Source organism: Methylobacterium sp. AMS5 (assembly GCF_001542815.1).
In the GTDB taxonomy this organism is placed as follows: domain Bacteria; phylum Pseudomonadota; class Alphaproteobacteria; order Rhizobiales; family Beijerinckiaceae; genus Methylobacterium.
This window is the reverse complement of sequence record NZ_CP006992.1, coordinates 2433167-2459611: the sequence shown is the minus strand read 5'-3', so window position 1 is coordinate 2459611 and position 26445 is coordinate 2433167. Positions and strand designations below refer to the sequence as shown.

General features: G+C 68.5%; 22 protein-coding genes. 6 read left to right on the top strand and 16 right to left on the bottom strand.

From position 1 onward, the window contains the following. Positions 1–47 precede the first annotated feature (47 nt). The 3 genes from Y590_RS11125 to Y590_RS11115 all read right to left on the bottom strand — a co-directional run bounded on the left by Y590_RS11125 (position 48) and on the right by Y590_RS11115 (position 3349). A complete protein-coding gene (locus tag Y590_RS11125; RefSeq protein ID WP_060769894.1) occupies positions 48–440 on the bottom strand; it encodes a hypothetical protein in 393 nt (130 codons plus the stop codon). Positions 441–543: 103 nt separating this feature from the next. After that, complete coding sequence (locus Y590_RS11120; RefSeq protein WP_060769893.1) at positions 544–2361, bottom strand: methylmalonyl-CoA mutase subunit beta; 1818 nt, start codon at positions 2359–2361, stop codon at positions 544–546. A 148-nt stretch (positions 2362–2509) separates the two neighbouring features. Next, positions 2510–3349, bottom strand: a complete 840-nt coding sequence (locus tag Y590_RS11115) for an undecaprenyl-diphosphate phosphatase (protein WP_060769892.1) — start codon at positions 3347–3349, stop codon at positions 2510–2512. A gap of 227 nt (positions 3350–3576) precedes the next feature. Here Y590_RS11115 and Y590_RS11110 point away from each other — a divergent pair, with 227 nt between their 5' ends. The 3 genes from Y590_RS11110 to Y590_RS11100 are packed head-to-tail and all read left to right on the top strand — an operon-like array spanning position 3577 to position 6320. Further along, on the top strand, positions 3577–4269 hold the full coding sequence (locus Y590_RS11110; RefSeq protein ID WP_060769891.1) for a glutathione S-transferase family protein: 693 nt from the start codon (positions 3577–3579) through the stop codon (positions 4267–4269). Beyond that, a complete protein-coding gene (gene queG, locus Y590_RS11105) occupies positions 4266–5444 on the top strand; it encodes a tRNA epoxyqueuosine(34) reductase QueG (protein ID WP_286161896.1) in 1179 nt (392 codons plus the stop codon). The genes Y590_RS11110 and queG overlap by 4 nt, the downstream gene beginning before the upstream one ends. Before the next feature lie 6 nt (positions 5445–5450). After that, a complete protein-coding gene (locus Y590_RS11100) occupies positions 5451–6320 on the top strand; it encodes an SDR family oxidoreductase (protein WP_060769889.1) in 870 nt (289 codons plus the stop codon). Between the two features lie 59 nt (positions 6321–6379). Here Y590_RS11100 and Y590_RS11095 read toward each other — a convergent pair whose 3' ends face one another. Beyond that, positions 6380–8344, bottom strand: coding sequence for a methyl-accepting chemotaxis protein (locus tag Y590_RS11095; protein WP_060769888.1), 1965 nt, complete (start codon positions 8342–8344; stop codon positions 6380–6382). A 230-nt stretch (positions 8345–8574) separates the two neighbouring features. Here Y590_RS11095 and Y590_RS11090 point away from each other — a divergent pair, with 230 nt between their 5' ends. Beyond that, entirely contained in the window at positions 8575–9363 is a 789-nt protein-coding gene (locus Y590_RS11090; RefSeq protein WP_060769887.1) for an SIMPL domain-containing protein, read from the top strand. Positions 9364–9691: 328 nt separating this feature from the next. Here the strand turns inward: Y590_RS11090 and Y590_RS11085 are convergent, their stop codons facing one another. The 7 genes from Y590_RS11085 to glnA form a co-directional block, all read right to left on the bottom strand. Continuing rightward, a complete protein-coding gene (locus Y590_RS11085) occupies positions 9692–10465 on the bottom strand; it encodes an NUDIX hydrolase (RefSeq protein ID WP_083530837.1) in 774 nt (257 codons plus the stop codon). Beyond that, a complete protein-coding gene (locus Y590_RS11080; protein ID WP_060769885.1) occupies positions 10416–10907 on the bottom strand; it encodes a DUF983 domain-containing protein in 492 nt (163 codons plus the stop codon). The genes Y590_RS11085 and Y590_RS11080 overlap by 50 nt, the downstream gene beginning before the upstream one ends. 24 nt (positions 10908–10931) lie before the next feature. Further along, complete coding sequence (gene rnr, locus Y590_RS11075; RefSeq protein ID WP_060769884.1) at positions 10932–13283, bottom strand: ribonuclease R; 2352 nt, start codon at positions 13281–13283, stop codon at positions 10932–10934. A gap of 158 nt (positions 13284–13441) precedes the next feature. Beyond that, on the bottom strand, positions 13442–13780 hold the full coding sequence (locus tag Y590_RS11070; RefSeq protein ID WP_060769883.1) for a hypothetical protein: 339 nt from the start codon (positions 13778–13780) through the stop codon (positions 13442–13444). Positions 13781–13842: 62 nt separating this feature from the next. Then, positions 13843–14421, bottom strand: a complete 579-nt coding sequence (locus Y590_RS11065) for an NADPH-dependent FMN reductase (protein WP_060769882.1) — start codon at positions 14419–14421, stop codon at positions 13843–13845. A 63-nt stretch (positions 14422–14484) separates the two neighbouring features. Next, on the bottom strand, positions 14485–16386 hold the full coding sequence (locus Y590_RS11060) for a putative bifunctional diguanylate cyclase/phosphodiesterase (protein ID WP_060769881.1): 1902 nt from the start codon (positions 16384–16386) through the stop codon (positions 14485–14487). Between the two features lie 261 nt (positions 16387–16647). Continuing rightward, positions 16648–18057, bottom strand: a complete 1410-nt coding sequence (gene glnA / locus Y590_RS11055) for a type I glutamate--ammonia ligase (protein ID WP_060769880.1) — start codon at positions 18055–18057, stop codon at positions 16648–16650. Between the two features lie 574 nt (positions 18058–18631). Here glnA and Y590_RS11050 point away from each other — a divergent pair. Then, the gene (locus tag Y590_RS11050) at positions 18632–19678 is read left to right on the top strand and encodes a glutamine synthetase beta-grasp domain-containing protein (RefSeq protein ID WP_060769879.1); all 1047 of its coding nucleotides are present in this window, start codon (positions 18632–18634) and stop codon (positions 19676–19678) included. 237 nt (positions 19679–19915) lie between these two features. On the opposite strand, the gene Y590_RS11045 is transcribed toward Y590_RS11050, so the two are convergent. Together Y590_RS11045 and Y590_RS11040 are read right to left on the bottom strand one after the other, a co-directional pair. After that, the gene (locus tag Y590_RS11045; RefSeq protein ID WP_060769878.1) at positions 19916–20845 is read right to left on the bottom strand and encodes a glutaminase; all 930 of its coding nucleotides are present in this window, start codon (positions 20843–20845) and stop codon (positions 19916–19918) included. A gap of 86 nt (positions 20846–20931) precedes the next feature. Continuing rightward, positions 20932–21270 carry a P-II family nitrogen regulator gene (locus Y590_RS11040; protein WP_003600526.1) on the bottom strand — a complete coding sequence of 113 codons (339 nt, stop codon included), beginning with the start codon at positions 21268–21270 and terminating at the stop codon, positions 20932–20934. A 184-nt stretch (positions 21271–21454) separates the two neighbouring features. On the opposite strand from Y590_RS11040, the gene Y590_RS11035 reads away from it, so the two are divergent. After that, positions 21455–22978: a bifunctional ADP-dependent NAD(P)H-hydrate dehydratase/NAD(P)H-hydrate epimerase gene (locus Y590_RS11035; RefSeq protein WP_060769877.1), complete on the top strand. Its 1524-nt coding sequence runs from the start codon at positions 21455–21457 to the stop codon at positions 22976–22978. Between the two features lie 19 nt (positions 22979–22997). Here the strand turns inward: Y590_RS11035 and Y590_RS11030 are convergent, their stop codons facing one another. The 3 genes from Y590_RS11030 to Y590_RS11020 all read right to left on the bottom strand — a co-directional run bounded on the left by Y590_RS11030 (position 22998) and on the right by Y590_RS11020 (position 26440). Further along, positions 22998–24398 (bottom strand): amino acid permease, encoded by a 1401-nt coding sequence (locus tag Y590_RS11030; protein WP_060769876.1) that lies wholly within the window; start codon positions 24396–24398, stop codon positions 22998–23000. A gap of 228 nt (positions 24399–24626) precedes the next feature. After that, a complete protein-coding gene (locus Y590_RS11025; RefSeq protein ID WP_201026783.1) occupies positions 24627–25775 on the bottom strand; it encodes a tetratricopeptide repeat protein in 1149 nt (382 codons plus the stop codon). Next, positions 25772–26440 carry a thiamine phosphate synthase gene (locus Y590_RS11020; protein ID WP_060769875.1) on the bottom strand — a complete coding sequence of 223 codons (669 nt, stop codon included), beginning with the start codon at positions 26438–26440 and terminating at the stop codon, positions 25772–25774. The genes Y590_RS11025 and Y590_RS11020 overlap by 4 nt, the downstream gene beginning before the upstream one ends. Between the last annotated feature and the right edge of the window lie 5 nt (positions 26441–26445).

Below are 26445 nucleotides of genomic sequence, written 5' to 3'. Positions count from 1 at the left end.
GCGACCCATGCGCCCCCCTCCGCACCGACGCAGCCTGAACGGCGAGTTCATCCGCGCCGCATCGCGTTCCAACTGCCGCTGCAACTGATCGGGCCGTCGCCGAGGGTCGACCAGCGGCCGGTGCCGGTCCCATCGGACGACAACCGTCCGAACACCTGCGCGGCGTTGCTGCCGCGGGAGATGGTGCCGCGCACCGTCCCGTTCGTCGCGACGCGCCCGCTGATCCCGACCTCGCCGCCGCCGTAGACGGCCTCGCCCCGTTGAATCTGGATACCGTAGCGATAGGCCCGGTCACAGGGGCCTTCGAGGGTCACGACCTCGATGCTCCAGCGGCCGTCGTAGCGGTGCGGCACCTGTACCTTGCGCTTGGCCGCCTCCGATGTCCCGGCGCTCCCCATGGCAACGGCGAAGGTGGCGACGGCAAGGATCGGAAGGCGCATGGAGATAAAATCCGACTGAGGGAATGGGGCCGTGTCGGCCCGTTTCAGTCGGAAGATCGTCTTGCGTCCCGCAGTGTCAAGGTTGCTCACGAGGCCTTGAGCGTCAGCCCCTCGCGCGCTCGGCCGCCTCCCGCAGGAGCGCCAACAGATCGCAACCGGCGAACAGGAAGCCTCCCACGCCCGCTTGGCGCAGAGCCTCCGCCTCGGCGGGTTTGCCGGCGAGGTAGATCGTACCGGCGCCGGCCGCCTTCAGCGCCTCGGCCGCGGGCCCGGCCTCGGTCTGGTAGACGGTGTCGGACGAGCATAGGCAGGCGATCCGCGCGCCCGACGCCTTGAAGGCATCGGCCAGGGCCTGCCTGTCGGAGAAGCCGTCATTGCCGATGGCCTCGATGCCGCCCGCGGCGAAGGCGTTGGCGGCGAAGGTCGAGCGGGCATTGTGGACCGCAACAGGACCGAGATTGGCCAGGAAGACCGCCGGACGCCTGCCCGTCTGCGCGAGGACGGCGTCGGAGGCGTCGCGCAGAGCCTCGTAGGGTTCGGCGAGGCGTCGCGAGGGCAAGGCCCCCTCCGGGCAAGCGGCGGGGTTCGGCGCCATATCGAGCACCGTCACCGGCTTCTCGGCGAGGAAGGGGAACTCGCTGGCGCCGGTCAACGGCTCCTTGCGGGTCGCGACCGCCCGTGCCCGCGCCTGGGCCACCGCCGCGATCCGACCTGCGAAGGCGCCGGCCTCCAGGCTCGCGGCAATCCCGCCCTCCCGCTCGATCTCCTGGAAGGCCGCCCAGGCCTTCTCGGTCAGTTCGGCGGTCAGCGCCTCGAAGCCGCCCGCGCCGGCCGCCGGATCGGAGACCTTGGCGAGGTTCGATTCCTCGATCAGCACGATCTGGCTGTTGCGCACCACCCGCCGGGCAAAGGCGTCGGGCAGGCCGAGCGCCAGGGTGTAGGGCAGCGCGGTCACCGAATCCGCCCCGCCGAGGCCGGCGGAGGCCGAGGCCATGGTGGTGCGCAGGATGTTCACGAAGGGGTCGCGGCGGCTCATCATCCGCCACGCGGTTTCGGCCAGGACCCGAAGCAGCTTCGGCTCGAGGCCGCAGGCCTGCTCGACCCGGGCCCAGAGCCGCCGGATCGCCCGGAACTTGGCGATGGTCAGGAATTCATCGGCATCCGCCACGAGGAGGACCGCGATCTGGTCGCGCGCGAGCGCCAGATCGTGGCCGCCGGCCTCCAGCGCCCGCAGATAGGCGACCGCCGTCGCGAGCACGGCGGCCAGTTCCTGTACCTCGCTCGCCCCCGCCTCGTGATAGGGCCGGGCATCGGCCAAGGCCGCGCGCCCGCGCATGCCGGCGAAGGCGGTGACGGTCTCGGAGAGGCGCGCCTCCCACCCCTGGTCGAGCCGGCCGGTGGCGGCGCGGGTGCCGATCGGGTCGAGGCCGAGATCGAGGTCGAGCGCGGACGGGTCGTCGCCGCGGCGCTCGATCAGCTGTTTGAGAAGCGCCGCCGTCTCGAATCCGGCCGGACCGGCATCGAGCCGCAGGGCGATGAGCGGCAGCATCACGCCCTTCAGCGCCGCGTCCAGCGTATCGACGGACGAGAGATCGAGGCCGAAGCCGCGGGCGGCGGGGGCGTCGCGGTGGACGAGGACCAGCGCATCGGCACCACCTTCGAGGTCGGCCAGCGCCTGTGTCCCGGCCTTCTCGGCGTCGGGATGGTCGATGCGCTGCGCCAGACGCCAGGGGCCGGGCGGCCGCACCGGCTGGGCCACCGCAGAGGCCGGCTCGTAGAAGGGCTCGATGCGCAGGCCGTCGGCGGTCTTCGCAACGAGGCGCTTCTCGAAGTCGGCTCCCTTCAATGCGGCCTCGACCGCTTGGCGCCAGCGCTCGCGGGTGGCGGGCTCGAACAATTCGGCGAGCGGACGATCTTCCATCTTGGGCGAGACCTTGACGATTCGGCGTTTCCCGACCGCTTCTTGAGAGAGCGGCGACTTGGCCGCAAGCCCTCGCACGGGGTGCGGGCAGGCGACAACCGACTTTAGTCCAGGTTGCCGCCCCCGCCTCGTTCAAAATCCTGAAGGGTCAGCCAAAAAGAATCAGTCCGGCAAAGCCCAGCGAGCCGACGATGATGCGCCACCACGCGAACAGCCAGAAGCCGTGGCGGGAGACGTAGTCGAGCACCGTGCGCACCACGATCAAGGCCGAGATGAAGGCCGCGACGAAGCCGATGACGATCAGCAGCGCGTCGTTCGAGGAAAGGTTCTTGTAGTTGTCGAGAAGGTCCTTGGCGAAGGCCCCGGCCATGGTCGGCATGGCGAGGTAGAACGAGAACTCGGTGGCCGAGCGCTTGCTTGCCCCCATCAGCATCGCGCCGACGATGGTGGCACCGGAGCGCGACACGCCGGGAATCATCGCGATGCACTGGAACAGGCCGATCTTGAGCGCCATCGGCAGGCTGAACTCGAACACGTCGGTCTTGCGCGGATGCTCGGTCGGCCCGTCGCCGGGGGCGGTCTTCGGCTCGCCGACCGTGTCGTCGATGACGAGCAGCACGATGCCGCCGGCCACCAGCGTGGCGCAGACGATCCACGGGTTGAACAGATAGAGTTTGATGTATTTCGAGAACAGGCCGCCGACGATCGCCGCGGGCAGGAAGGCGATGAGGATGGCGAGCACGAAGCGGCGCGCCCGCGGATCGTTCGGCAGTGCGGTGGCAATGTTCCACAGCCGGCCGAAATAGACGAACAGGATCGCCAGGATCGCGCCGAGCTGGATCAGCACCTCGAAGGTGTTGTTGGGCGAGTGGAAGCCGATGAAGTGGCCGATGAGGAGCTGATGCCCGGTCGAGGAGACCGGGATGAACTCGGTGGCGCCTTCCACCACGGCGAGCACGAGCGCCTTCGCGATCAGGACGAGATCCATAAGCCTGCCATTCCCCACGCCGATGTGCCGACAATGCAGGGCGCGGCAGACGACGGCGATGCGGCAGCTTTGCGGCGGCAGGGTTGACGGGCGGTTACCGGGTTGCGGCGCGTTTGTTAATGAGGTGGCAACGTTGGAGAAATAATCCTGGCGTGTCGCCCCAATTTCGCCCGTGCGACACGGTCTGCCCCAGGGCTCTGCCTTCTTTCCGCTGAACCACGGCCTCGATGGCGACGCTCTATCACTCCCCGTTCTGCCCGAACTCGCGCTTCATCCGCCTCGTCCTGGCCGAGATGGGGATGGAGCCGACCCTCGTCGAGGAACGGGCCTGGGAGCGCCGCCGCGACTTCCTCATCGTCAACCCGGCCGGCACCACGCCCGTGCTCGTGGAGCAGACCGGGCTCGCCATTCCCGGCGCGGGCGTGATCGCGGAATATCTCGACGAGACGCGGGGGCTCGGCCTCGCCGGACGGCGGCTTTTGCCCGACACCACCCAGGCGCGGGTGGAGGTGCGGCGCCTGCTCGACTGGTTCCTCGTCAAGTTCAACAACGAGGTGACCGAGTATCTCGTCACCGAGAAGATCGACAAGCGCTTCATGCCCTCCGCTGCCGGAGGCGGCCCGCCGGACATGAACGCCATTCGTGCGGCGCGCACCAACGTGCGCTATCACCTCCAATATGTCGGCTACCTGATCGGGCAGCGCCGCTGGCTGGCGGGCAACGACCTGACCTATGCCGACCTCGCGGCGGCGGCCCACCTTTCCTGCGTGGACTATCTCGGCGACGTGCCATGGGACGAGGACGAGATGGCGAAGGACTGGTACGCGCGGGTGAAATCCCGCCCGTCCTTCCGCGCGCTGCTGGCCGACCGGGCACCGGGGATGCCGGCGGCCGCCCACTACACGGATCTGGATTTCTGAAGCCCGAGAAGGCCGTTCTCACGGGCCGCGCCCTGCGCGAGACCATCGAGGCGCGCGCGCGCCGTCTCGGCTTCGAGGCGTTCCGCGTCACCCGCCCCGATGCCGTGCCGGACTTGCGTGAGCGCTTGCCGGCATGGCTCGCGGCGGGCCATCACGGCACGATGGACTGGATGGAGGAGCGGGCCGACCAGCGCGCCGCGCCCTCCGCCCTGTGGGCCGAGACCCGCAGCATCGTCATGCTCGGCATGAATGCGGGCCCGGAGCGCGACCCCCTCGAACTCGTGCGGCTGAAGGATCGCGCCGCCATCGCCGCCTACGCGCAACGGCGCGACTATCACGACGTCATCAAGGGCAAGCTAAAGGAACTCGGCGGCTTCCTCTCCGCCCGCTCCGGCCAGCCGGTGAAGGTCTTCGTCGATACCGCGCCGGTCATGGAGAAGCCGCTGGCTCAGGCCGCCGGGCTCGGCTGGCAGGGCAAGCACACGGTGCTGATCTCGCGCGAGCACGGCAACTGGCTGATGCTCGGGGCGATCTTCGCCCGTGCCGAACTCGAGCCCGACGCGCCCGAGACCGACCATTGCGGCTCCTGCCGCCGCTGCCTCGACATCTGCCCGACGGATGCGTTCCCGGCCCCTTACCAGCTCGATGCGCGCCGCTGCATCGCCTACCTCACCATCGAGCATCAGGGCCCGATCCCCGCCGAATATCGCGAACAGATCGGCAACCGGGTGTTCGGCTGCGACGACTGCCTCGCGGTCTGCCCCTGGAACAAGTTCGCGGTTGCGGCGCGGGAGACCCGCATGGCCGCCCGCGACGATCTCGTCGCGCCGCCGCTCGCCGAACTCGCCCGCCTCGACGATGCGGGGTTTCGCGCCCGCTTTGCCGGCACGCCGATCAAGCGGACCGGGCGAGACCGCTTCCTGCGCAACGTGCTGATCGCCATCGGCAATTCCGGTGACGTCACGCTTGCCGCGGAGGCGGTGGCCTGCCTCGCCGAGCCGGATCCGGTGGTGCGCGGTGCCGCCGTCTGGGCCTGCGGACGGTTGCTGCCGCGGGAGCGGCTGCACGAACTCTTCGCCGCCCATGGACACGGGGAAACGGAGGCGCATGTGAGGGAGGAATGGCGTGAGGCCGCCGCCCTCCCTATGGAAGCGGACGGCCTACGGGAGACCTGACATCGCATGAACCTGTTCGTCTTCGGCCTCGGCTTCTCCGCCCGGCATTTTGCCGAGCGTGAACGGGCGCGCTTCAACGCTGTGCGGGCGACGGTGACCGAGCCTGAGCGGGCCCGAAACCTCGCCGCCGAGACCGGATTCACCCTGCGTTCGTTCGGGCCGGACACGGACGATCCCCGTATCGCCGGCGACCTTGCCGACACCGATGTCCTGCTGATCTCCGCGCCGCCGGGCCGGGACGGCGACACCGTGCTCGCCCGCTACCGCGACGCCATCGCGAAAAGCCGCATCGGTTGGATCGGCTATCTCTCGACCATCGGCGTCTACGGCGACCAAGGGGGTGACTGGATCGACGAGACGACGCCCGCCACCCCGAAGAGCGCCCGCTCGCGCGACCGCCTCGCCGTCGAGAATGCGTGGCTCGCGCTGGGCGCTGAGACCGGCAAGGCGGTGCAGGTGTTTCGCCTCTCGGGCATCTACGGCCCCGGCCGCAACCCGATCGTGAAGCTGCGCGACGGCCGCACCCAGCGCATCGTCAAGCCGGGGCAGGTGTTCAACCGCATCCACGTCGCCGACATCGCCGCGACGCTGGCCGCCTCGATCGAGCACCCGCGGGGGGGCGCGGTCTACAACGTCACCGACGACGAGCCCGCCCCGCCGCAGACGGTGACCGAGCACGCCGCAGCGCTCACCGGACTGCCCCTGCCGCCGGAAATCGATTTCGAGACCGCCGATCTCAGCCCGATGGCGCGCAGCTTCTACGGCGAGAACAAGCGGGTGCGTAACCGCCTGATCCGCGAGGAGCTGGGCGTACAGCTTGCCTTCCCGACCTATCGCGAGGGGCTGGCGGGATTGGTCTCCGACGCAGGCCGGTAGGCGGCCCGTCGCGCAGCGTCCCGAGAGCTGGCCACGCATCTTCGGGACGAAGCTCGGGATCAGACGAACCGAACGCCGATCCCGTCGGCGGCACGCCGTAGGACGCGGCAGCGTCGGGACGGCTCACCGTCGATGTGAAGCGTGACGACCTCCGGCAGGTCCGCGGCCTCGAGTGCCAGCTTGGCGCCGCCCTCCGAGATGGTGAGAACGGTGCAGGGCCGGCTCTGCGGCTCCCCCGCCTTCCGCCCACGCTCCGGCACGAACGCGACATGGCCGGCAAGCGAGGAACGGTGGCGCTCCTCGCTCCGCCGCTCCTCCAGCCCGACCTTCCAGGCGTCGAGACGGCTCGCGAATTCCGCCACGCTCGCGGCGGTGGCCTGCATGTCGGTGTTGACCTGACCGGTGGTCGCGCGCTGCCGCGTGCTGTCCTCCGTCGTCTGCGCGATGAAACCCTGCACGGTGTCGACCACCGCCGCGGTCGAGACCAATGCCGCGCCGACATCCCGCGAGACCGCCTGCATGGCGCCGATCTCGCCGGTGATGCGCGCGGTGGCGGAGCGCGCCTGCTCGGCGAGGCTCTTCACTTCGGTGGCGACGACGGCGAAGCCGCGGCCGGCCGCACCGGCGCGGGCGGCCTCGATCGTGGCGTTGAGGGCGAGCAGGTTGATCTGCTCGGCGATGCCTGTGATGACCTCGACCACGCCGGTCATCGCGGCGGCCGCGTCGTCGAGCTTTGCCGAGAGGATGCCGGCGGCGTTCATACGGGCCTGAATGTCGCCGACCGCATCGTGCGAGCGGTTCATCTGCTCGGCGATCGATTCCGAGATCCGGTGCATCTCCTTGGACGCGCCGGCCACCGCCCGCACCCGGCCCAGCGTCTGCTCGGCCATGGCGAGGGCGCCGGCGCGCACCGCCATGCTCTGGCTGATGTCGAAGGCGTACTTCACGATCTTGAACGGGCGCCCGGCCGCGTCGAGAACCGGGTTGTAGGAGGCCTGAATCCAGACATCGTGGCCGTCCTTGGCCACCCGCTGGTAGACGGCGGAGGTGAACTGCCCCGCCCGCAGCGTCGCCCAGAATGCGGCATAAGCCGGGCTCGCGGCGTAATCGGGCGTCACGAACATCCGGTGATTCCGGCCCTGTACCTCGGGAAGGGTGTAGCCCAGGGCGTTCAGGAAGTTGTCGTTGGCGTCGAGGACGGAGCCATCCAAGTCGAACTCGATCACCGCCTGCGAGCGGCGGGCGGCCTCGACCTTCCCGGCCATGTCCGCGGCGACGCGCTTGGCCGCCGTGATGTCGGAGGCATATTTGACGACCTTGAACGGGCGCCCGGACGGATCGAGGATCGGGTTGTAGGTCGCCTGGATCCAGACCTCGCGCCCGTCCTTGCCGACGCGCAGGAACTCGCCGGCCCGGTACTCGCCGCGGGCGAGCGCCTCCCAGAAGGCGCGGTACTCCGCGGATGCCGCCTCTTCCGGCCGCACGAACTGGCTGTGGTGGCGGCCCTCCACCTCGTGCGGCGCGTAGCCGAGGGCTTCGAGGAAGTTGGCGTTGGCGCTGAGCACCGTCCCGTCGAGGTCGAACTGGATCACCGCCTGCGACCGGCTGATCGCGGCGATCTGGCCCGCCGTCTCGGCGGCGACAAGCCGCTCGGTCGTCACGTCGAGGGCGAATTTGACGATCTTCCGAACGCGGCCGGCGGCGTCGAGGACCGGATTGTAACTCGCCCGGATCCAGACCTTGCGTCCGTCCTTGGCGAGACGCCCATAGGCCGCGGTCTGAAACGCGCCGCGGCGCAGACCCTGCCAGAACGCCTCGTACTCCGCACTCTCCGCCTCCTGCGGGTCGACGAACAGGCGATGATGACGCCCGCGCACCTCACCGAGGGTGTAGCCCATCAGTGAGAGGAAATTGTCGTTAGCGTCGAGCACCGTCCCATCGACGGCGAAGGTGATGACCGCCTGGGAGCGGTTGAGCGCGTCGAAGATGGACGCGGCATCGGAGCGACGAAGGACGGAGAGCATCGGTGATTTCGGCTCCACTTGCCGTCCCAGGATGGCCGATGCCGCTTAAGAATCTCCTTTGTGGGATCGAAGGATGCATTTCTGTCCGTGCGGACTGGGCAGGCTTCCGCAAGCGGTCAAGCTTCAGCCATCTTCCTGGGCGCATGCAGGCATCAACTCGACCGGAGATTGTGATCCCTCCGTCCGACGGTCCGTCCATCGGACATCAGCAACCTGTTCGAATGGCTCCCATGATCGATCCCCTGCCGTTCAAGGCTCCAGCCTTGGCCGCCTTCATGGCCACCTTTCTGCTTGGGTCAGCCGCAGCGCAGTCTTCGAACGAGAGTTCTCCGCCATCACGCGGATCCGTTCTGACCGTCCGCGGCGCGGGCTCGTTCGAACAGAAGCCCGATTACGGGCGCTTCGAGGTCAGTCTGGTCACGCAGGACAAGACGTTGGAGGCAACCGTCTCGGCGCATGAAGAGCGAGCGGGCTCGGCGATAGAGGTCCTGCGTCGGTTCGAGCAAGCCGGCGTGAAAATCGAGAGAAGTCGCTTCCGACTCGATGAGGATCGATCCGGCGGTTATCAGCCACCACAAGATCCCGGACATCCGCCGCCGCCGCCCAAGAAATCGACCACTCCGTTCACCGCAACGACCACCTTCATTTTGAAGGCCAACGGGATCGATCAGTTGAACGCAACCATGAGTCGGATTGCGGAAACGGGCCTGCTTCGGGTTCAGTCGGTGAGGTTCAAGGTCGAGAATGAGCGGGCCGCGTTGCTCGACGCGCGCCGTGCGGCCATGCTTGATGCCCGCCAACAAGCCAAGGTCTACGCGGAGGCGGCCGACGTCACGCTCGTCGAGATCAATGCGATCACAGACGGAGAAGCCAGCCCTTCCGAAGTGGGAGAGGCCGACATGCCGCGATCACTCCGCCGCATCCAAATCGTGCCGCCGGCGACCATGCCGGGGCCGTGGGCAGCGACACCTACCCGGCGGGCAACGCGTTGCAACCGCCTGGGACAACACATATTATAAATGCCTATCCTACACCATCAGGTGAATATGATGATATGCCCTCGCTGTGACGGACAAGGAATAATCGTTAAAGCCATAATACGCTGCACAGGAAATAAAATATTTGTTTGCGACGAATGCGACGCAGCGTGGAACAATGAAACCGAAATCAGCTCTTGTACGTGGACAGATTTGACGGACATGTTGACGTCTATGAATTTGAAGGCGGGATGGGATAATTTGATTATATTGGAATGATCTAATTGTTTAATAAAATCAAATTCTTTCAACGCCACGGTGAACGTGAGGTGGCGCATCTCGCCGCGCTGAAGGGCAGCGACCGTCCCGCTCAGATCTCCTCCCGCACCCCTTTGCCGCGGCGCTCGAAGTAGAACGGGATCGGCCGGTAGGGCGGGAAGCCGGCGTCGGCCGCCGCTTCCAGATCGTCGAGGATCACGCGGGTGATGCGCGGCAGGTCGAGCTTGCGCGCGGCGTCGAGATCGACCCAGGCGAGTTCGGTCAATTCCGCATCCGGCCCGACGATACCGGGCCGCTCGGCGACCACCGCCTTACGATCGATGGCGAAGAAGCGGGTATCGAAGCGGCGGGGGCGCCTCGGCGGCGTGATCGCCCGCGCCACCAGATGCAGGGCTTCGAGGTCGGGCATCACCCCTTCGTCGGCAAAAGCCTGCCACGCACCCTCCGGCGCCGTCTCCGGTGGGCCATAATCGCGGGTGCCGGTGAGAAGTCCGGTCTCCTCGTAGGTCTCGCGGATCGCGGCGAGCGCGAGGGATCGGCCGAGATGGTGGGGTGCGCGCGGCAGCTTGGCGCGCAAGGCGTCGTCGGCCCGCTGCGACAGGGCGCCGGCCACCGGCATCATCCGATCGGACGGCTCGATCCGCCCGCCGGGAAACACGAACTTGCCGCCCATGAAGGCGAGACCGGCATGGCGCCGGCCCATCAGCAGCTTCAGTTTCTTTCGTGACCGGTCGAGAATGATCAGCGTCGCGGCATCGCGCGGGCGCAAGAGCACCGGGCGGGGCGGGGCAGCAGGCGGATCAGGCCGATCCGAGTCAGGCCGATCCAAGCTCTGGGGCGTCGCCCGCTCTGCTTCCTGCCTCACCGCCGCGTCTCTCCCCCGTGCCGGTCCCGCCGCGCGCGGGGGGCAGCTTGCCGAAACCGTGCATGCCGAACGTGTATTGCAGGCCGATCACCGCGCCCTTGACCGGCTGCAACAGCCCGAGCGCCAGGACGAGGGTGAGCAAGGGCCACACCGTCATCGAGATCCAGAGCGGCACGTCGTAGCCCATCTCGATCTCGAGAACGAGGTAGCCGACGATGTGGCCCACGAGGAAGATCACGATATAGGGCGGCAGGTCGTCGGCCCGGTGGCCCTCCATCTCGAGGCCGCAGGCCTCGCAGGCGGGCCGCACCTTGAGGAACCGGCCGAAGACGTGGCCCTCCCCGCAATGCGGGCAGCGGTTGAGGAAGCCGCTGGCCATGGCCGGGAGCAGCCGCGTCCGCTCCTGGGGAGCCGAGGCCGGAGGGGAGACGTAGGTTTCCATAGAGGCGACGTTAGCCCCTTCCGCTCAGCGACGCGAGCCGCGATGGCGCCGCGCCGCATCGCTCTCGGACGCCGCCGCCTTGCCGGGGCGCGGCTTGCCCTTCGACGGCTTTGCACCGAACTTCGCCTTGCCCGCACCTGCCTTGGACCCGCTGCGCTTGATCCCGCCGCCTTTGGCACCGGAGCGGCCGCGGCCCTCCGACAGGATCTCGAAGCGCAGCGCACCGGCGACCGCCGCCGCCTCGACGAGGCGGACCTCGACCGTGTCGCCGAGGCGGTAGGTCTCGCCGCTGCGGTCGCCGACGAGCGCGTGCAGGGCCTCGTCGTGGCGGTAATATTCGTGGCCGATGGTGGAGACGGGCACGAACCCGTCGGCTCCGGTCTCGGCGAGCTTCACGAACAGCCCCGAGCGCGTCACCCCGGAGATCCGGCCCGAGAAGGTCGCGCCGACCCGGTCGGCGAGGTAGCCGGCGATGAGCCGGTCGATGGTCTCGCGCTCGGCTGCCATCGCCCGGCGCTCGGCCGCCGAGATTTGCTCGGAGACCGCGTCGAGCATGCCCGGCGTGGTGTCGACCGGCAGGCCGTCCTTGCCCAATCCGCACGCACGCACGAGAGCCCGGTGGACGATGAGATCCGCGTAGCGCCGGATGGGCGACGTGAAGTGGGCGTAGCGGCGCAGGTTGAGGCCGAAATGGCCCAGATTCTGTGCAGCGTAGACCGCCTGTGCCTGCGAACGCAGCACCACCTCGTTGATGAACGGAGCGTGCTCGCTCTCGGCCACCTGGGCGAGGACGCGGTTGAACAGGTCCGGACGCAGCACGCCGCCCTTGGTCATCTTGAGGCCGACCGAGGCGAGCACCTCGCCGAGGGCGCGCATCTTCTCCAGGGCCGGTTCGTCGTGGACCCGGTAGATCAGCGGCGAGCCCGCCTTCTCCAGGGTCTCGGCCGCCGCGACGTTGGCCTGGATCATGAACTCCTCGATCAGCCGGTGCGCCTCCAGCCGCTCCGGCACGATCACCCGATCGACGCCGCCTTCCGCGTCGAGCAGCACCTTGCGCTCGGGCAGGTCGAGAGCAAGCGGGCCGCGGGCGTCGCGGGCCCGCTTCATCGCCTCATAGGCCGCGTAGAGCGGGCGGAGCGCGGTCTCCAGCACCGGTCCCGATTTCTCGTCCGGCCGGCCGTCGATGGCGGCCTGCGCTTGGGCATAGGCGAGCTTGGCGTGCGAGCGCATCAGGATGCGGTGGAAGCTGTGGCTGCGCTTCACCCCGTCGGCGCCGATGGTCATCCGCACGGCGAGCGCCGGACGGTCCTCGCCCTCGCGCAGGGAGCAGAGGTCGTTCGAGATGCGCTCGGGCAGCATCGGCACGACCCGGTCGGGGAAGTAGACCGAGTTGCCCCGCAGCAGCGCCTCGCGGTCGAGGGCCGAATCCGGCCGGATATAGGCGGCCACATCCGCGATCGCGACCGTGACGAGGAAGCCGCCCTCGTTGGCCGGATCGGGATCGGCCTCGGCCATCACCGCGTCGTCGTGGTCCTTGGCGTCGGGCGGGTCGATGGTGACCAGCGGCGCCTCGCGCCAATCCTCGCGGCCGCGCTTGGTCGCACGCTTGGCTGCATCCGCCTCCGCCAGCACGGCGGCGGGGAAGACGTGCGGGATGTTGTGGATGTGCAGCGCGATCAGGCTCACCGCCTTCTCGGAGCCGAGCGCGCCGAGCCGCTCGGTGACGCGCCCGCGGGGCAGGCCGAAGCGGGTCTCGCGCTCCACCGCGACGCTGACGAGGTCGCCATCCCGGGCCTCGCCTTCCTCGCCCGGCGGGATCGCGATTTCCTTACCCTGCGACTTCTTCTCGACAGGAAGCAGGCGCCCGCCGTCGCGGCCGGCGCGGTAGACGCCGATCACCTCGGAGCGGTTCTTGCCGATCACCTTGATGACGCGGCCGGTGTAGCGGCCGGGCAATTCCGGGTCCGGTGCGACGCGGACCAGTGCCCGGTCGCCGATGCCGGGGGCGGGGCGGTTGCCCTTTCGGCCGGCACGCGGGGTCTCGACGGCGATCCTGGGCGCCTCTCCCTCACCGTCCCACTGCGCCGGGCGGGCGATCAGGTCGCCGTCACGGTCGCGCGACACGATATCGGCCAGCACGACCGGCGGCAGGCTGCCGACCTTCCGCAAGCCGCCGCGGTCGCGCTCGAGCGCGCCCTCGGCCTCGATCTCCTTCAGGATCGCCTTGAGGCCGATCTTGTCGGCGCCCGAGATGCCGAAGGCCTTGGCGATTTCGCGCTTGCCGACCTTTCCGGGCGTCTCGGCGACAAAGGCGAGGATCTGCTCGCGGGAGGGAAGAACGGGGGTGCCCGCCTTCGGATTGATGCGTCTGGCCAAGGAGCAAGGCTCTCCGCGCCGGTCCGGGAAGGCGTGGCGCGTTCGGTTTTTCGTTGATTGGGGAGACCATTGACGATCCCGGCACATCTTCAAGATGGGCGCTCGGACGCCTCAGAACAACGCCGCGATACCGGCCGTGAACAGGTTCGGTCCGATCCTCAGCCCGTGGAAGCCGATTTGCGGATCGTCTCCACGGCCCGATCCACGTCGAAATCGGCCCGCGACAGCTCTTCGAGGGTAAAGGGCGCGCTCCGCGGCAGAGTCAGGTTCACCTGTCCTTCCTCCGGCTGAAGCTCCGGCGCTTCCGCCGCGCGGATCGCCAGGGTCCAGGCGCCATCGATCCGCACCGCGTCCGCCGGCGGCGGATCGGCCGCGAGCGCGGCGATCTTGTCCGCCGCTGCCTGCCGGAAGGCGAGGCTCAGGCCGTCATCGGAAACGAGCGCCGCCTTGATCAACTCGGCCAGCGCGTCCCTTACTCTGTCGACACTCGCGTTCATGCGCCCGCTTTCCTCATCCGCCCGTGCCGCGAGGGGTGCAAACGGAGTGCCGCGCGCAAGGTTCAGTACGGCGTGCCCCCGGCCCGCTTCGTCTTCAGGGCCTCGGCGTACCAAGTCAGTTCGTCGAGAAACTTCTTCGCGGCCCGGCCGAGCCAATCCTCGGCCGGCTCGCCCGCCTCGCTCAGCGCCTTCTGGATGCGCGGGATCGGCAGGAGCGAGGGAATGCTCGGCGTGCCGAGTTCGCCCAGCATCGCCCGCAACTGCATCGCCGCGCGCACGCCGCCATACTGCCCCGCCGAGTAGCAGCAGATGGCGGAGGGCCGCCAGAAATACTCCTCCAGGAAGTGGTCGAGGGTGTTGGAGAGCGCGGGCGGGATCGAGTGGTTGTACTCCGCCGAGACCACGACGAAAGCATCGGCCCCGCGAAACAGCGTCGCCAGCCGCTCCAGCGGTTCGGGGGCCTCGCCCTTGGGATATTCCTTGTACATCCGGTCGAGGAGCGGGAGCTTCAGCTCGGCGGGATCGACCAGCGGAGCCGCGTGGCCGCGGGCTTCGAGCTGCGCGGTCAGGAAACGGGCGGCGCGGATGCCGGCGCGATCCGCGCGCACGGAACCGAGGATTACGGGGACGGTGAGGGTCATCGGGCAGCCTCCTTCGTGCCAGGACGCCTGCCAAGATAGGGCATCGGCGCGGCGACGGCTGCGTCAGGAGGCCAGAGCCGTCGCCGGCACGACGAGATCGAAGCCGGAGACGGCGGCCTCCGGCATCGGCTTGCCGAACAGGTAGCCCTGCATCGAGCGGCAGCCGGCGGAGCGCAGCAGCAGCATCTGATCGATGGTCTCGACCCCCTCGACGACGCAATGGAGGCTGAGGTTGCGGCTCATATCGACGATCGAGCGGATGATGCTGAGGGAGGTCGCGTCCCCGCCGAGCGCGAGAACGAAGCTGCGGTCGATCTTCAGCCGGTCGAGCGGCAGCTGGTGGACATGGCTGAAGCTCGAATAGCCGGTTCCGAAATCGTCGAGGGCGATCGCCGTGCCGAGCGCCTTCAGAGCGATGAGCGAGCGGTGGGCATCGCCGAGGTCGCGCATCAGCCCCGTCTCGGTCACCTCGAAGGCGATCCGGCCCGGATCGATGCCGCTCGCGACGACGAGTTCGGCGAGCCGCGCGATGCTGTCGCGCGAGGTGATGTCCTGGGCCGACAGGTTGAACGACAGGCGCACCTCCTCCGGCCACGCCCGCATCGCCGTCAGCGCCTTGCCGAACAGCACCGGGGTGAGATCCCGGATCAGCCCGGTCCGCTCGGCGACGATGATGAACTCGCCGGGCGCGACGCGTCCGAGGACCGGGCTGTTCCAGCGCGCCAGCGCCTCGTAGGCCTCGATCCGGTTCTCCACGATATCGATGATCGGCTGATAGTAGAGTTCGAACTCCGCCGCGAGGTCGGCCCGCCGCAGCGCCTGTTCGATCACCGCGAGGGCGCGAAGCCGCTCCTCGTGTTCCGGCGCGAAGGTGACGGCGGCGCCGCGCTGATGGCTCTTGGCGTGGTAGAGGGCGAAGTCCGCCCGCTCCATCAGCGATTCGGGCGATGTGGCGGCATCGGGATAGCGCGCGAACCCGATCGACGCGCCGATCTGCGCGATCCCCTCGCGCAACGGGAACGGCCGCGCCAGTCCTTCGCAGACCCGCTGCCCGATGCGGGCGAGATCGGCCCCGTCCTCGACGATGAGCCCGAACTCGTCGCCGCCGAGCCGGCCGATCCATCCCAGATTCTTGGCCTTCAGCCGCTGGGCGACCTCGCGCAGCACGGCATCGCCGGCCCGGTGGCCGAAGCTGTCGTTGACCGGCTTGAAGCCGTCGAGATCGATCAGGCCGACATGGAACGGCACGCTGTCCGGGCGTTGGATCCGCCGCTCGATCTCGGCGGAGAACGCGCGGCGATTGGGCAGCTCCGTCAGGTAGTCGGTCAGGGCGAGGCGCCGGTTCTCCTCGATCAGGCCGACGACGCGGCGGAAATCGCCGTAGGAGAAGTACTGCACCACCACCATCCCCCCGACGAGGATGACGTAGTTCAGCGCCATGATGTGCAGCAGCGTATCGCCGCGCAGGATCAGGTAGACCGCCGGCGGAAGCGTGATGATGAAGATGCTGACGGCGGCCGTGGGATGCTGGATCAGACACTGCACGCTGACGATCATGATGATCGTCAGCGAGAAGATCACGATCATGCTCTCGGGCAGCTCGCCATACTGCATCAGCGACAGCGCCCAGACCGGGAGGATGATCGACAGGACGATGGCGAGATAGGTGGTCGCGTTCAGGCGCTTGGCGATGGTCTCGAGGTCGGGCAGCGAGACGAGGGATTGCAGCCACAGACGGCTGCGCACGAGGCAGAGCAGAAGAAGGGCCGCCAGCGGCCAGATGGTCATCCAGTCCGGGGCCGCGCCGTAATAAGTGTAGGCGAGGCCGAGAGCATTGCTACCGATGGTCGTATACAAGACCAGCACTTGGCGGTTGAGCGCCCGGTACTGAGCAATCGTATAGGTCGCATCGTCTGGTCGGGCCGAGAACGTGTCGATGAAGGCGTGGAGCCTGGTCAGGGCCATTGCGGCCTCTCGGAGCGAGCGTGCGATCTATATCATATGATACAACTGACGCGTTAATAAAGGTTGAGCGTTTAGAAGCGTTCCGAACCGTAAGCGACCCAATAAAAAGGGGCCGGATCGCTCCGGCCCCCTCACGTCGCAGGGCATCCGCCCGATCCCCTCGGGACGGTGGAGGCCGCCTCGGGCCAGGGACCGCGCGGGCTTCGTGAGACGGCGTCCGCGTCCTGCGGGCGTACGCCGCCTCGCCCGTCGGCGCGACCGTTACAACGAGTAGTAGTTCACGAACTCGATCGGGTGCGGGGTCATCTCGTAGCGCAGCACCTCGGTCATCTTCAGCTCGATGAACGAGTCGATCTGGTCGTCCGAGAACACGCCGCCGGCCTTGAGGAAGGCGCGGTCCTTGTCGAGGTTCTGCAGCGCCTCGCGAAGCGAGCCGCAGACGGTCGGGATCTTCTTCAGCTCGCGCGGCGGCAGGTCGTAGAGATCCTTGTCCATCGCCGGGCCCGGATCGATCTTGTTGAGGATGCCGTCGAGGCCGGCCATCAGCAGCGCCGAGAAGGCGAGATACGGGTTGGCCATCGGATCGGGGAAGCGGACCTCGACGCGCTTGGCCTTCGGGTTCGTCGTCCACGGGATACGGCAGGAGGCCGAGCGGTTGCGGGCCGAGTAGGCCAGCAGCACGGGGGCCTCGTAGCCCGGCACCAGGCGCTTGTAGGAGTTCGTGGACGGGTTGGTGAAGGCGTTGAGCGCCTTGGCGTGCTTGATGATGCCGCCGATGTACCACAGGCATTCCTGGGAGAGGTCGGCGTACTTGTCGCCGGCGAACAGCGGCTTGCCGTCCTTCCAGATCGACTGGTGCACGTGCATGCCGGAGCCGTTGTCGCCGTAGACGGGCTTGGGCATGAACGTCGCCGACTTGCCGTAGCTCTGCGCGACGTTGTGGATGCAGTACTTGTAGATCTGCATGTGGTCGGCGAGCAGGGTCAGCGTGTCGAACTTCATGCCGAGCTCGTGCTGGGCGCTCGCCACCTCGTGGTGGTGCTTCTCGACCTTCACGCCCATCGACTGCATCGCGGCCAGCATCTCGCCGCGCATGTCCTGGGCCGAATCCTGCGGCGGGACGGGGAAGTAGCCGCCCTTGGTCTGCACCCGGTGGCCGAGGTTGCCGCCCTCGTAGTCGGTGAAGCCGTTGGTCGGCAGCTCGGTCGAGTCGAGCTGGAAGCCGGTATGGTAGGGGTCGGCGCCGAACTTCACGTCGTCGAACACGAAGAACTCGGCCTCGGGGCCGACATAGATCGTGTCGCCGATGCCGGTGGAGCGCAGATACGCCTCGGCGAGCTTGGCGGTCGAGCGCGGATCGCGGGCATAGGGCTCGCCGGTCGAGGGCTCCAGCACGTCGCAGACGATCGACATCGTGGAGGCGGAGAAGAACGGGTCCATGCAGGCCGTGACCGGGTCCGGCATCAGCAGCATGTCGGACTCGTTGATCGCCTTCCAGCCGGCGATCGACGAGCCGTCGAACATGGTGCCGTCCGTGAACATCTCCTCGTCGATCAGGGAGACGTCGAAGGTCACATGCTGCCACTTGCCGCGCGGGTCGGTGAAGCGGAAGTCGACGTACTTGACGTCATTGTCCTTGATGGCCTTCAGCACATCGGCGGCCGTATTCATGCTGTGCGTCTCCTCGGCAAATTCTGTAAGCGGGGCGGCGAACCACCGGCCGCGTCCGGGCGCGGTCCGAGCCGGTCCGTTCCTGGGGCGCGATGGGCTGATCGGGAAAGCGGCGCGTCTCGACGGGGCGGCTTCACGCCCGCGGCGTCGCTCCTGATCCGGGTCCGGCCCCCTCTCGCGTCCCCGGCCGGTCTCGCCGGCCGCGGGGACGATATCGTCCGCGCTTCGCCGTTGCCACCCGTCGGCAGGCAAAAAACCGCGCAATCGCGGGACGTTCGGGGTGTTTCGTCTGCAAGACGGGCCCTCGGACGGCCATATTGGCCGCACCGTCCACCGCATCGCAGCCAAGGCGACTGGCACGCGACATGCTTGGGCGGAAACCGGAGCGTCCGCCCGCACAGTGGGCGCTCGGGGGTCGGGCTGTCGCCCTGCTCGCCGGTGGATCGGCGTCTCGGATGCGGCGGGGACGTCACCCGCCGGACGCCGCGATCCAACGGTCGGGCAGATTCTCAACGACGCCGGTTCCGCAAAGGTTTCGTCAGGACACGGATCCTCAAGGTACGAGAGACTGCGAATGACCAAGTTTAAGCTCGAGTACATCTGGCTCGACGGCTACACGCCCACACCGAACCTGCGCGGCAAGACGCAGATCAAAGAGTACGACAGCTTCCCGACCTTCGAGCAGCTCCCGCTCTGGGGCTTCGACGGCAGCTCGACGCAGCAGGCCGAGGGTTCCTCCTCCGACTGCGTGCTGAAGCCCGTGCGCCACTTCCCCGACCCGGCCCGCACCGACGGTGTGCTCGTGCTGTGCGAAGTGATGATGCCGGACGGCAAGACCCCGCACCCGTCGAACAAGCGCGCGACCGTGCTCGACGACGCCGGCGCGTGGTTCGGCTTCGAGCAGGAGTACTTCCTCTACAAGAACGGCCGCCCGCTCGGCTTCCCCGAGACCGGCTACCCGGCCCCGCAGGGCCCGTACTATTGCGGCGTCGGCTCATCGAATGTCGGCGCCGTGGCCCGCAAGATCGTCGAGGAGCATCTCGACCTCTGTCTTGCCGCGGGCATCAACCACGAAGGCATCAACGCCGAAGTGGCCAAGGGCCAGTGGGAATTCCAGATCTTCGGCAAGGGCTCCAAGAAGGCCGCCGACGAGATGTGGATGGCCCGCTACCTGCTCCAGCGCCTGTGCGAGACCTACGAGATCGACATCGAGTACCATTGCAAGCCGCTCGGCGACACCGACTGGAACGGCTCGGGCATGCACTGCAACTTCTCGACGACGTTCATGCGCGAGACCGGCGGCAAAGAGTATTTCGAAGCGATGATGGCCGGCTTCGAGAAGAACCTCGACGACCACATCGCCGTCTACGGCCCCGACAACCACATGCGCCTGACCGGCAAGCACGAGACGGCGCCGTGGAACAAATTCTCCTACGGCGTGGCCGACCGCGGCGCCTCGGTGCGCGTGCCCCACTCCTTCGTCAACAACGGCTACAAGGGCTACCTTGAGGATCGCCGCCCGAACTCCATGGGCGACCCCTACCAGATCGCCTCGCAGGTTCTGAAGACGATCTCCGAGGTTCCGCTCCCGGGCGAAGCCGCGCAGAGGGCCGTCGCGTAAGACTTTCGAGGCCGGACATCGTGGCTTGAGACAGCCGCTCCCGCCGCAAGGCGGGGGCGGTTTTTTGCTTATCCCGGCCTCGCCCTCATCCTGAGGTGCCGCAGCGAAGCGGAGGCCTCGAAGGATCCTTCAGTAGCCGTGCGATCCCTGGAGAATCCTTCGAGGGCCGCTGACGCGGCCACCTGAGGATGAGGGCAAGGATGCGGGGATCGGTACGCTTAGGGCGGCCGGCGCGCTTCACGCCCCGAAAATCGACCACCCGGTCCGTTTCACCAGCATCTCCAGGGCGATGCGCCCGAGATGGGAATTGCCGGCCGCATCCAGCCCCGGCGACCAGACGCAGATCGAAGCCTTGCCCGGCGCAACGGCCAGAATACCGCCGCCGACGCCGCTCTTGCCCGGTAGGCCGACGCGGTAGGCGAAATCGCCCGAGCCGTCGTAATGGCCGCAGGTGAGCATGATGGCGTTGATGCGCCGGGCCCGCTCGGCCGAGATCACCGAGTGGCCGGCCAGCGGGTGATGCCCGGAATAGGCCAGGAACAGCCCGGCAGTGGCGAGTTGGCGGCACGTCATCGCGATGGCGCAGTGATGGAAGTAGACGCCCAGCGTGTAATCGACCGGGTTCTCGATCACGTCGAAGGAGCGCATGTAGTTGGCGAGCGCCGCGTTGCGGAAGCCCGTCCGTTTCTCGGAGGCCGCCACGCGCTCGTCGATCGTGATGCTGTCGTCCTGCGCCACGAACTGCATGAAGCGCAGGATCTCGCCCAACGCCTCCCGCGGCTGGTGGCCCGAGAGGATCACGTCGGTGACGGCGATGGCGCCGGCATTGATGAAGGGATTGCGCGGGATACCGTTTTCCCGCTCCAACTGCACGATGGAGTTGAACGGGCTGCCCGAGGGCTCGCGGCCGACCCGGCGCCACAGCCTGTCGCCGACCATGCCGAGCGCCAGCGTCAGGGTGAAGACCTTGGAGATGCTCTGGATCGAGAAGGGGGTGTCGGCATCCCCCCCGGCCGCGACCCGCCCGTCACCGTCGATCACGACGAGGCCGAAGCCTTGAGCGTCGACGCGAGCCAGTTCGGGAATGTAGCTCGCCACCGCGCCGCGATCGGGCCGCGCCCGCATCTCAGCGGCGATGTCTTTGACGATACTGTCGAGATCGGGCACGGCGTCGCTCGGCTACGGCGCTTCACGGCAAGCGCGGACGAGGCCGGCCCTTCACGAGGCGGGCCAGGGCAGCGGGGGCGCCCGGATCAGATCGCGTCGGTGCCGGTCTCGCCGGTGCGGATGCGGATGGCTTCCTCGATCGTCGAGACGAAGATCTTGCCGTCGCCGATGCGGCCGGTCTGGGCCGACTTGCGGATCGCTTCCACGGCACCCTCGACCAGGGCGTCCGAGAGGACGATCTCCAGCTTCACCTTGGGCAGGAAGTCCACGACGTACTCCGCGCCGCGGTAGAGTTCGGTGTGGCCCTTCTGCCGGCCGAAGCCCTTCGCCTCGATCACGGTGATGCCCTGAAGACCGACCTCTTGGAGGGCTTCCTTCACCTCGTCGAGCTTGAACGGCTTGATGATCGCCTCGATCTTCTTCATCCGGAAAAGCCTGATCCGCCTGGTCCCTTAGTCAGCCATTTATGTACCATCGCCGTCGCGCGACCGCCACGGCGATTTGGATGACGGGGCCGGGAAGTTGCTCGCGCAATGTGCAAACAAAGCGGAATGTGTAGGCAATTTCGCTGAAAACGATCAATTTACAGGCATAGGCTGAGCCAGTTGCATGCATGAGCCGGTGAAATCCCCCCAAGCCTCGCATCGGCTGCTCACCGTGGAGGCGATGCGCCGGGTCGATGCCGCAGCGATCGCCGGTGGCACACCAGGCCTGACGCTGATGGAGGCGGCGGGCGCCGCCGTCGCCGCGCGTGCCCGCGCCTTGGTCCCGGAAAGTGGCCGGATGCTCGTGCTGTGCGGCCCCGGCAACAATGGCGGCGATGGGTTCGTGGCCGCCCGCCTGCTGAATGAGGCCGGCTACCGCGTCGATCTGCGTCTGCTCGGTGAGCGCGACGCGCTCAAGGGCGATGCCGCGCTCGCCGCCGAGGCCTGGACCGGCCCGGTGGGTGCCGTAGAGGCCGGGATTCCGGCGGCCGATCTCATCATCGACGCCGTGTTCGGCGCCGGCCTCTGCCGCGATCTGGAAGGGGCGGCCCGCGCCCTCGTGGAGGCGGTGAACCGGTCGGGCATCCCCGTGCTCGCCGTGGATGTACCGAGCGGCATCGACGGCGATCGCGGCGCGGTGCACGGGGTCGCGGTGGAGGCAACCGAGACGGTGACTTTCGTCGCGCTGAAGCCCGGCCACCTGCTCCAGCCCGGCCGGACCCATTGCGGCGCTCTGCACGTCGCCGACATCGGCACGGGCGAGGCCGCTTTCGCCGCCGGGATCGCCGGAGAGACCCGCGCACTGTATCGCAATGCGCCCGGCCTGTGGGCGCTGCCGCGGCTCACCGCCGGCAGCCACAAATACACCCGCGGCCATGCCCTGGTGCTCTCGGGCCCGGCCTACCGCACCGGCGCGGCCCGGCTCGCCGCCCGCGGAGCGCTGCGGGTAGGCGCAGGGCTCGTCACCATGGCTTCACCCGCTTCGGCGCTGGCGGAGAATGCGGCTCAGCTCACCGCGATCATGCTGCGCCCTTGCGAGAACTCCGACGACCTCGATGACATGCTCGCCGACGAGCGGCTGAACGCGCTGCTGCTCGGCCCCGGCCTCGGGACCGGCCCGGCGACCTGCGACCTCGTCGCGGTGGCGGCCAATGCCGGGCGCACCCTGGTGCTCGACGCCGACGCGCTCACGAGCTTTCGCAGCGAGGTGCGCACCCTCGCCCGCCACATCCGTGACGGCGAAGCACGGGCCGTGCTCACGCCGCACGAGGGCGAGTTCGCGCGGCTGTTCTCCGGCACGGAGGCCGTGGCGGAGGGGCTGACGAAAGTCGAGCGGGCCGCGCGGGCGGCAGACATCGCCGGGGCGGTCGTGGTGCTGAAGGGCGCCGACACGGTAATCGCAGCCCCGGACGGACGCGCGTCGATCAACGACCACGGCACGCCGCATCTCGGCACCGCCGGCTCCGGCGACGTGCTCGGCGGCCTCGTCGCCGGGTTGCTGGCGCAGGGATTGGACCCGTTCGAGGCGGCCTGCGCCGCCGTGTGGCTGCACGGCGATGCGGGCCTGCGGTTCGGGCCGGGGCTGATCTCCGAGGATCTGCCGGAGATGATCCCCGCGGTTCTGCGCGACCTCGCCGATCGCGCCTGACGGTCGCCGCCCGAGGCGGTCAGCCCGCAACCACCGCGTTCCTGCGGCCATAGAGCCCGTAGAACACCAATCCGAGGATGTTCCAGACGGCGAACCAGAGTTGGGTGGTCGCAGGCAGGCTGAAGAACAGATACCCGCAGCCCAGAATCGTGACCGCTCCGATGAGCCATGGGGCCGGGGCGCGGAAGGTGCGGGCGGCCTCCGGCGCACGGACGCGCATCACCAGCATGCAGGCCGCCACGGCGACGAAGGCCGCGAGCGTCCCGGCATTGGCGAGTGCGGCGAGTTCGCCCAGCGGGACGAGCCCGGCGAGCACGCTCACCACGGCCGCGGTGAAGAGGGTGATCCGAACCGGCGTTCCGGCGGAGGAGAGTCTTGCCAGGCTCTGCGGCAGCATCCCGTCGCGGGCCATGGTGAAGAAGATCCGGCTCTGGCCGTAGAAGAAGGCGAGGATGACGGTGGGCAACGCGATCACCGCCGAGGCCGCGAGATACTGCGCCACCACCGGCCGGCCGAGTTCGCGCAGGATCAGCGCCAGCGGCTCCGGGCTATCGGCAAAGCGCGTGTAGGACACGGCCCCCACCGCAGCGACCGCGACCGCGACGTAGATCAGGACGCAGGCCGCCATCGATCCGACGATGCCGATGATCAGGTCGCGCCCTGGGTTGCGCGTCTCCTCCGCCGCGGTGGCGATGGCGTCGAATCCGTAGAAGGCAAAGAAGATGATCGCCGCCGCCGCCATGATGCCGCGCTCGACCCCGTCGGCGCTCACGCTCTTCACGAAGCCGAACGGGTTGAACGGTTCGAGATGGGCGGCGTCGAAGGCCGGCAGCGCGAAGACCACGAAGACGATCAGCGCGGCGATCTTCACCAGCACCAGCGCGGCGTTGACCGTGGCGCTCTCGCGCGTGCCGCGCAGGAGCAGCACGGCGACGACGACGATGATCGCGACCGCGGGGAGGTTGACGATCCCGCCCGCATCCGGGCCCTGCATCAGCGCCTTGGGAAACCCGAACAGGTTCTCGAGCAGCGGTGCGGCGTAGCCGGACCAGCCGACCGCCACCGCGCTGACGACGAGCGAGTATTCGAGGATCAGGCTCCAGCCGATGATCCAGGCAAGGATCTCGCCGAGCACGACGTAGCTGTAGGTGTAGGCGCTGCCCGAGACCGGGATCATCGTCGCCATCTCGGCATAGGCGAGGGCCGCACAGGCGCAGATGGCGCCGGCGATGGCGAAGGACAGGATCACCGCAGGCCCGGCCTTGGCCGCCCCGACGCCGATGAGCGTGAGGATGCCGGTTCCGACGATTGCGCCGACACCAAGGGCCATGAGGTGCGGCCAGCCGAGCGTTCGTGCCAGCCGACGCTCTTCACCGTGCTCCAGTTGCAAGGGCTTGCGGCGAAGAAGGCTGGAGGTCATTCGGGCTCCTGTCACGCGGTTGTACGAGAGCGCATGGCAGCGTGACCGTCACATCCTCGCGCAAGCGCGGCCGGATGTGCCAGCCCGCGACCCCGCTTCTTCGTTTCAAACGCGCCGACAATTCGGCAATCGTTGCGGGCATCGTCCCGAAAGGGGTTGCGGCTCTCGGAAAAAGACGATGCCGGCGCGACGGCTCGGAGCATCGTTCCGGATCGGGTATCCCAGACGTTAGGGCGCGAGGTTCACCCGGTCCGCCGCCAGCGCCTCGGCGCGCTTGCGCTCGTCCGGGTTGAGGCCGGCCGTCGCCTGATCGAGGCCGGGGTCGGCGCGGCCCTGCGAGGCCGCGGTGAGGTTCCAGGCCGCCGCCTCGATCAGATTCTTGGGCACGCCGCGGCCGGCGACGTAGAGCTTGGCGATCCGGTTCTGGGCGATGGCGTTGCCGCGCTGGGCCGCGTGCAGGAAGTAGCGGGCGGCGCGCGGCTCGTCCTTGGGGACGCCGTCGCCGTTGAACAGCCGGATCGCGAACTCGACCTCGGCGCCGAGATCGCCGTTGTCGGCGGCGCGGCGGAACCATTGCGCGGCTTGCGTCGTGTCCTTGGAGACCCCCTTGCCCTGGAGGTAGAGCACGCCGAGCGCATATTGCGCGGCTGGGATCTCGGCCTCGGCCGCCGCCCGGAAATTGGCCAGGGCGGCGGCCAGATCCGCCGGCTTGTCGCTCGCGAGCTGGATCAGAGCGAGATTGTAGCAGGCGGTGGGCTGTCCCTTGCGGGCCGCCTGTTCGAGCCAAGCCCGGCCGGCCTTCTCGTCCTTGGGCTGTCCGCGCCCGTCCATCGCCATCAGACCGAGGGAGGCCATGGCGTTGGGATCGTTCTGCACGGCCGCCAGCCGGTACCATTCGTGCGCGCGTTTGGGATCCGGCTTGACCCCGAGGCCCTGGTTGTAGAGTTCGCCGAGCAGCGTCATCGCCGCGGCGTCCTTGGGGTTCGCTTCGATCCGCTTGGTCGCCTCGCGGAAGGCGGTGGCGTAGCGACCGCGCTGATAGGCGCCGTAGGCGGCGTCGGCATTCGGGTTCGCCGTCGTGGGCTGCGCCCCCTGGACATTGGCCGAGTAGGGCGAGGGCAGCTCACGCTTGAGGTCGAGCAGGTTCGGCTTGGCCGGCGTCTGCGCGACAGGCTCCTTCGTGGCCGGCTGCTTCGGGGCAGCGTGCAGAGCGCCGATGTCGAGCGCGAGGACGGCACAGGCGCCTAAGACCGCGAGGGACAGGGTTCCCGCTCGGAGTGCGGCCGTCCCCGTGCGCCCACGCGCCCTTCCCTTTCCCCGCAGAGGGGAAAGGGCTTCGAAGGGCACCGCCACGGTCCTTTCCTCGAAAAAAATCATCGCGCCCGGTCGAGCTGCGCCTGTGCGGCCCGAACCCCATCGGGATCGTCGAGCCACAGGGCGCTTTCCAGCCCGACGAACTCGGAACCCGTCAGCACGAGCGCCGCGACGTCCTCTGGGGAGGTCGCCACCGCGATGCAGGGCGTCTCGAAGATTTCGGCCCACCACGCCGCACGCTCGCGCACGTCCTCGGCATCGGGGGCGACGCCGTCGGGGAAGAGGCCGCCGACCATCAGGTAATCGACGCCGGTCTCGCCCGCGACCATCGCCGCATTGCGCGAGCCGAGCACGCCGCCTGTCCCGAGGATACGCCCATCACGCAGGCGCCCGCGCAGATCGCGCAGAGCGTCTTCGTCGGCGCGGTCGAGATGCACCCCGTCGGCCCCGCCGCGGGCCGCGACGGAGACGATATCGCCGGTAAAGCCCGGCACGCAGACGAGCACCGCCGCACCGCGCTCCTGCGCCGGGGGGGCCAGCCGCTTGACGAGGGCGACGAGGCTGCGCTCGTCGGACGCCGCCAGACGCAGGATCACCGCCGCGACATCCCCCGCAGCGCAGGCGGCATCGAGCGCCCACGCCGTCGCCTCGGCCTCGGACGTGCCGAGGCCGTAGGGGGTGAGGAGGGCGAGGCGGGGCCGGACCGCGGCCGACTCTGATTCAGCCATGACGG

Excerpts from the sequence above, each read along its gene's own strand:
- Y590_RS11125 (WP_060769894.1), bottom strand. The coding sequence starts at position 440 with ATGCGCCTTCCGATCCTTGCCGTCGCCACCTTCGCCGTTGCCATGGGG.
- Y590_RS11120 (WP_060769893.1), bottom strand. The coding sequence starts at position 2,361 with ATGGAAGATCGTCCGCTCGCCGAATTGTTCGAGCCCGCCACCCGCGAG.
- Y590_RS11115 (WP_060769892.1), bottom strand. The coding sequence starts at position 3,349 with ATGGATCTCGTCCTGATCGCGAAGGCGCTCGTGCTCGCCGTGGTGGAA.
- Y590_RS11110 (WP_060769891.1), top strand. The coding sequence starts at position 3,577 with ATGGCGACGCTCTATCACTCCCCGTTCTGCCCGAACTCGCGCTTCATC.
- Y590_RS11100 (WP_060769889.1), top strand. The coding sequence starts at position 5,451 with ATGAACCTGTTCGTCTTCGGCCTCGGCTTCTCCGCCCGGCATTTTGCC.
- Y590_RS11095 (WP_060769888.1), bottom strand. The coding sequence starts at position 8,344 with ATGCTCTCCGTCCTTCGTCGCTCCGATGCCGCGTCCATCTTCGACGCG.
- Y590_RS11090 (WP_060769887.1), top strand. The coding sequence starts at position 8,575 with ATGATCGATCCCCTGCCGTTCAAGGCTCCAGCCTTGGCCGCCTTCATG.
- Y590_RS11080 (WP_060769885.1), bottom strand. The coding sequence starts at position 10,907 with ATGGAAACCTACGTCTCCCCTCCGGCCTCGGCTCCCCAGGAGCGGACG.
- Y590_RS11070 (WP_060769883.1), bottom strand. The coding sequence starts at position 13,780 with ATGAACGCGAGTGTCGACAGAGTAAGGGACGCGCTGGCCGAGTTGATC.
- Y590_RS11065 (WP_060769882.1), bottom strand. The coding sequence starts at position 14,421 with ATGACCCTCACCGTCCCCGTAATCCTCGGTTCCGTGCGCGCGGATCGC.
- Y590_RS11060 (WP_060769881.1), bottom strand. The coding sequence starts at position 16,386 with ATGGCCCTGACCAGGCTCCACGCCTTCATCGACACGTTCTCGGCCCGA.
- glnA (WP_060769880.1), bottom strand. The coding sequence starts at position 18,057 with ATGAATACGGCCGCCGATGTGCTGAAGGCCATCAAGGACAATGACGTC.
- Y590_RS11050 (WP_060769879.1), top strand. The coding sequence starts at position 18,632 with ATGACCAAGTTTAAGCTCGAGTACATCTGGCTCGACGGCTACACGCCC.
- Y590_RS11040 (WP_003600526.1), bottom strand. The coding sequence starts at position 21,270 with ATGAAGAAGATCGAGGCGATCATCAAGCCGTTCAAGCTCGACGAGGTG.
- Y590_RS11035 (WP_060769877.1), top strand. The coding sequence starts at position 21,455 with ATGCATGAGCCGGTGAAATCCCCCCAAGCCTCGCATCGGCTGCTCACC.
- Y590_RS11030 (WP_060769876.1), bottom strand. The coding sequence starts at position 24,398 with ATGACCTCCAGCCTTCTTCGCCGCAAGCCCTTGCAACTGGAGCACGGT.
- Y590_RS11025 (WP_201026783.1), bottom strand. The coding sequence starts at position 25,775 with ATGATTTTTTTCGAGGAAAGGACCGTGGCGGTGCCCTTCGAAGCCCTT.
- Y590_RS11020 (WP_060769875.1), bottom strand. The coding sequence starts at position 26,440 with ATGGCTGAATCAGAGTCGGCCGCGGTCCGGCCCCGCCTCGCCCTCCTC.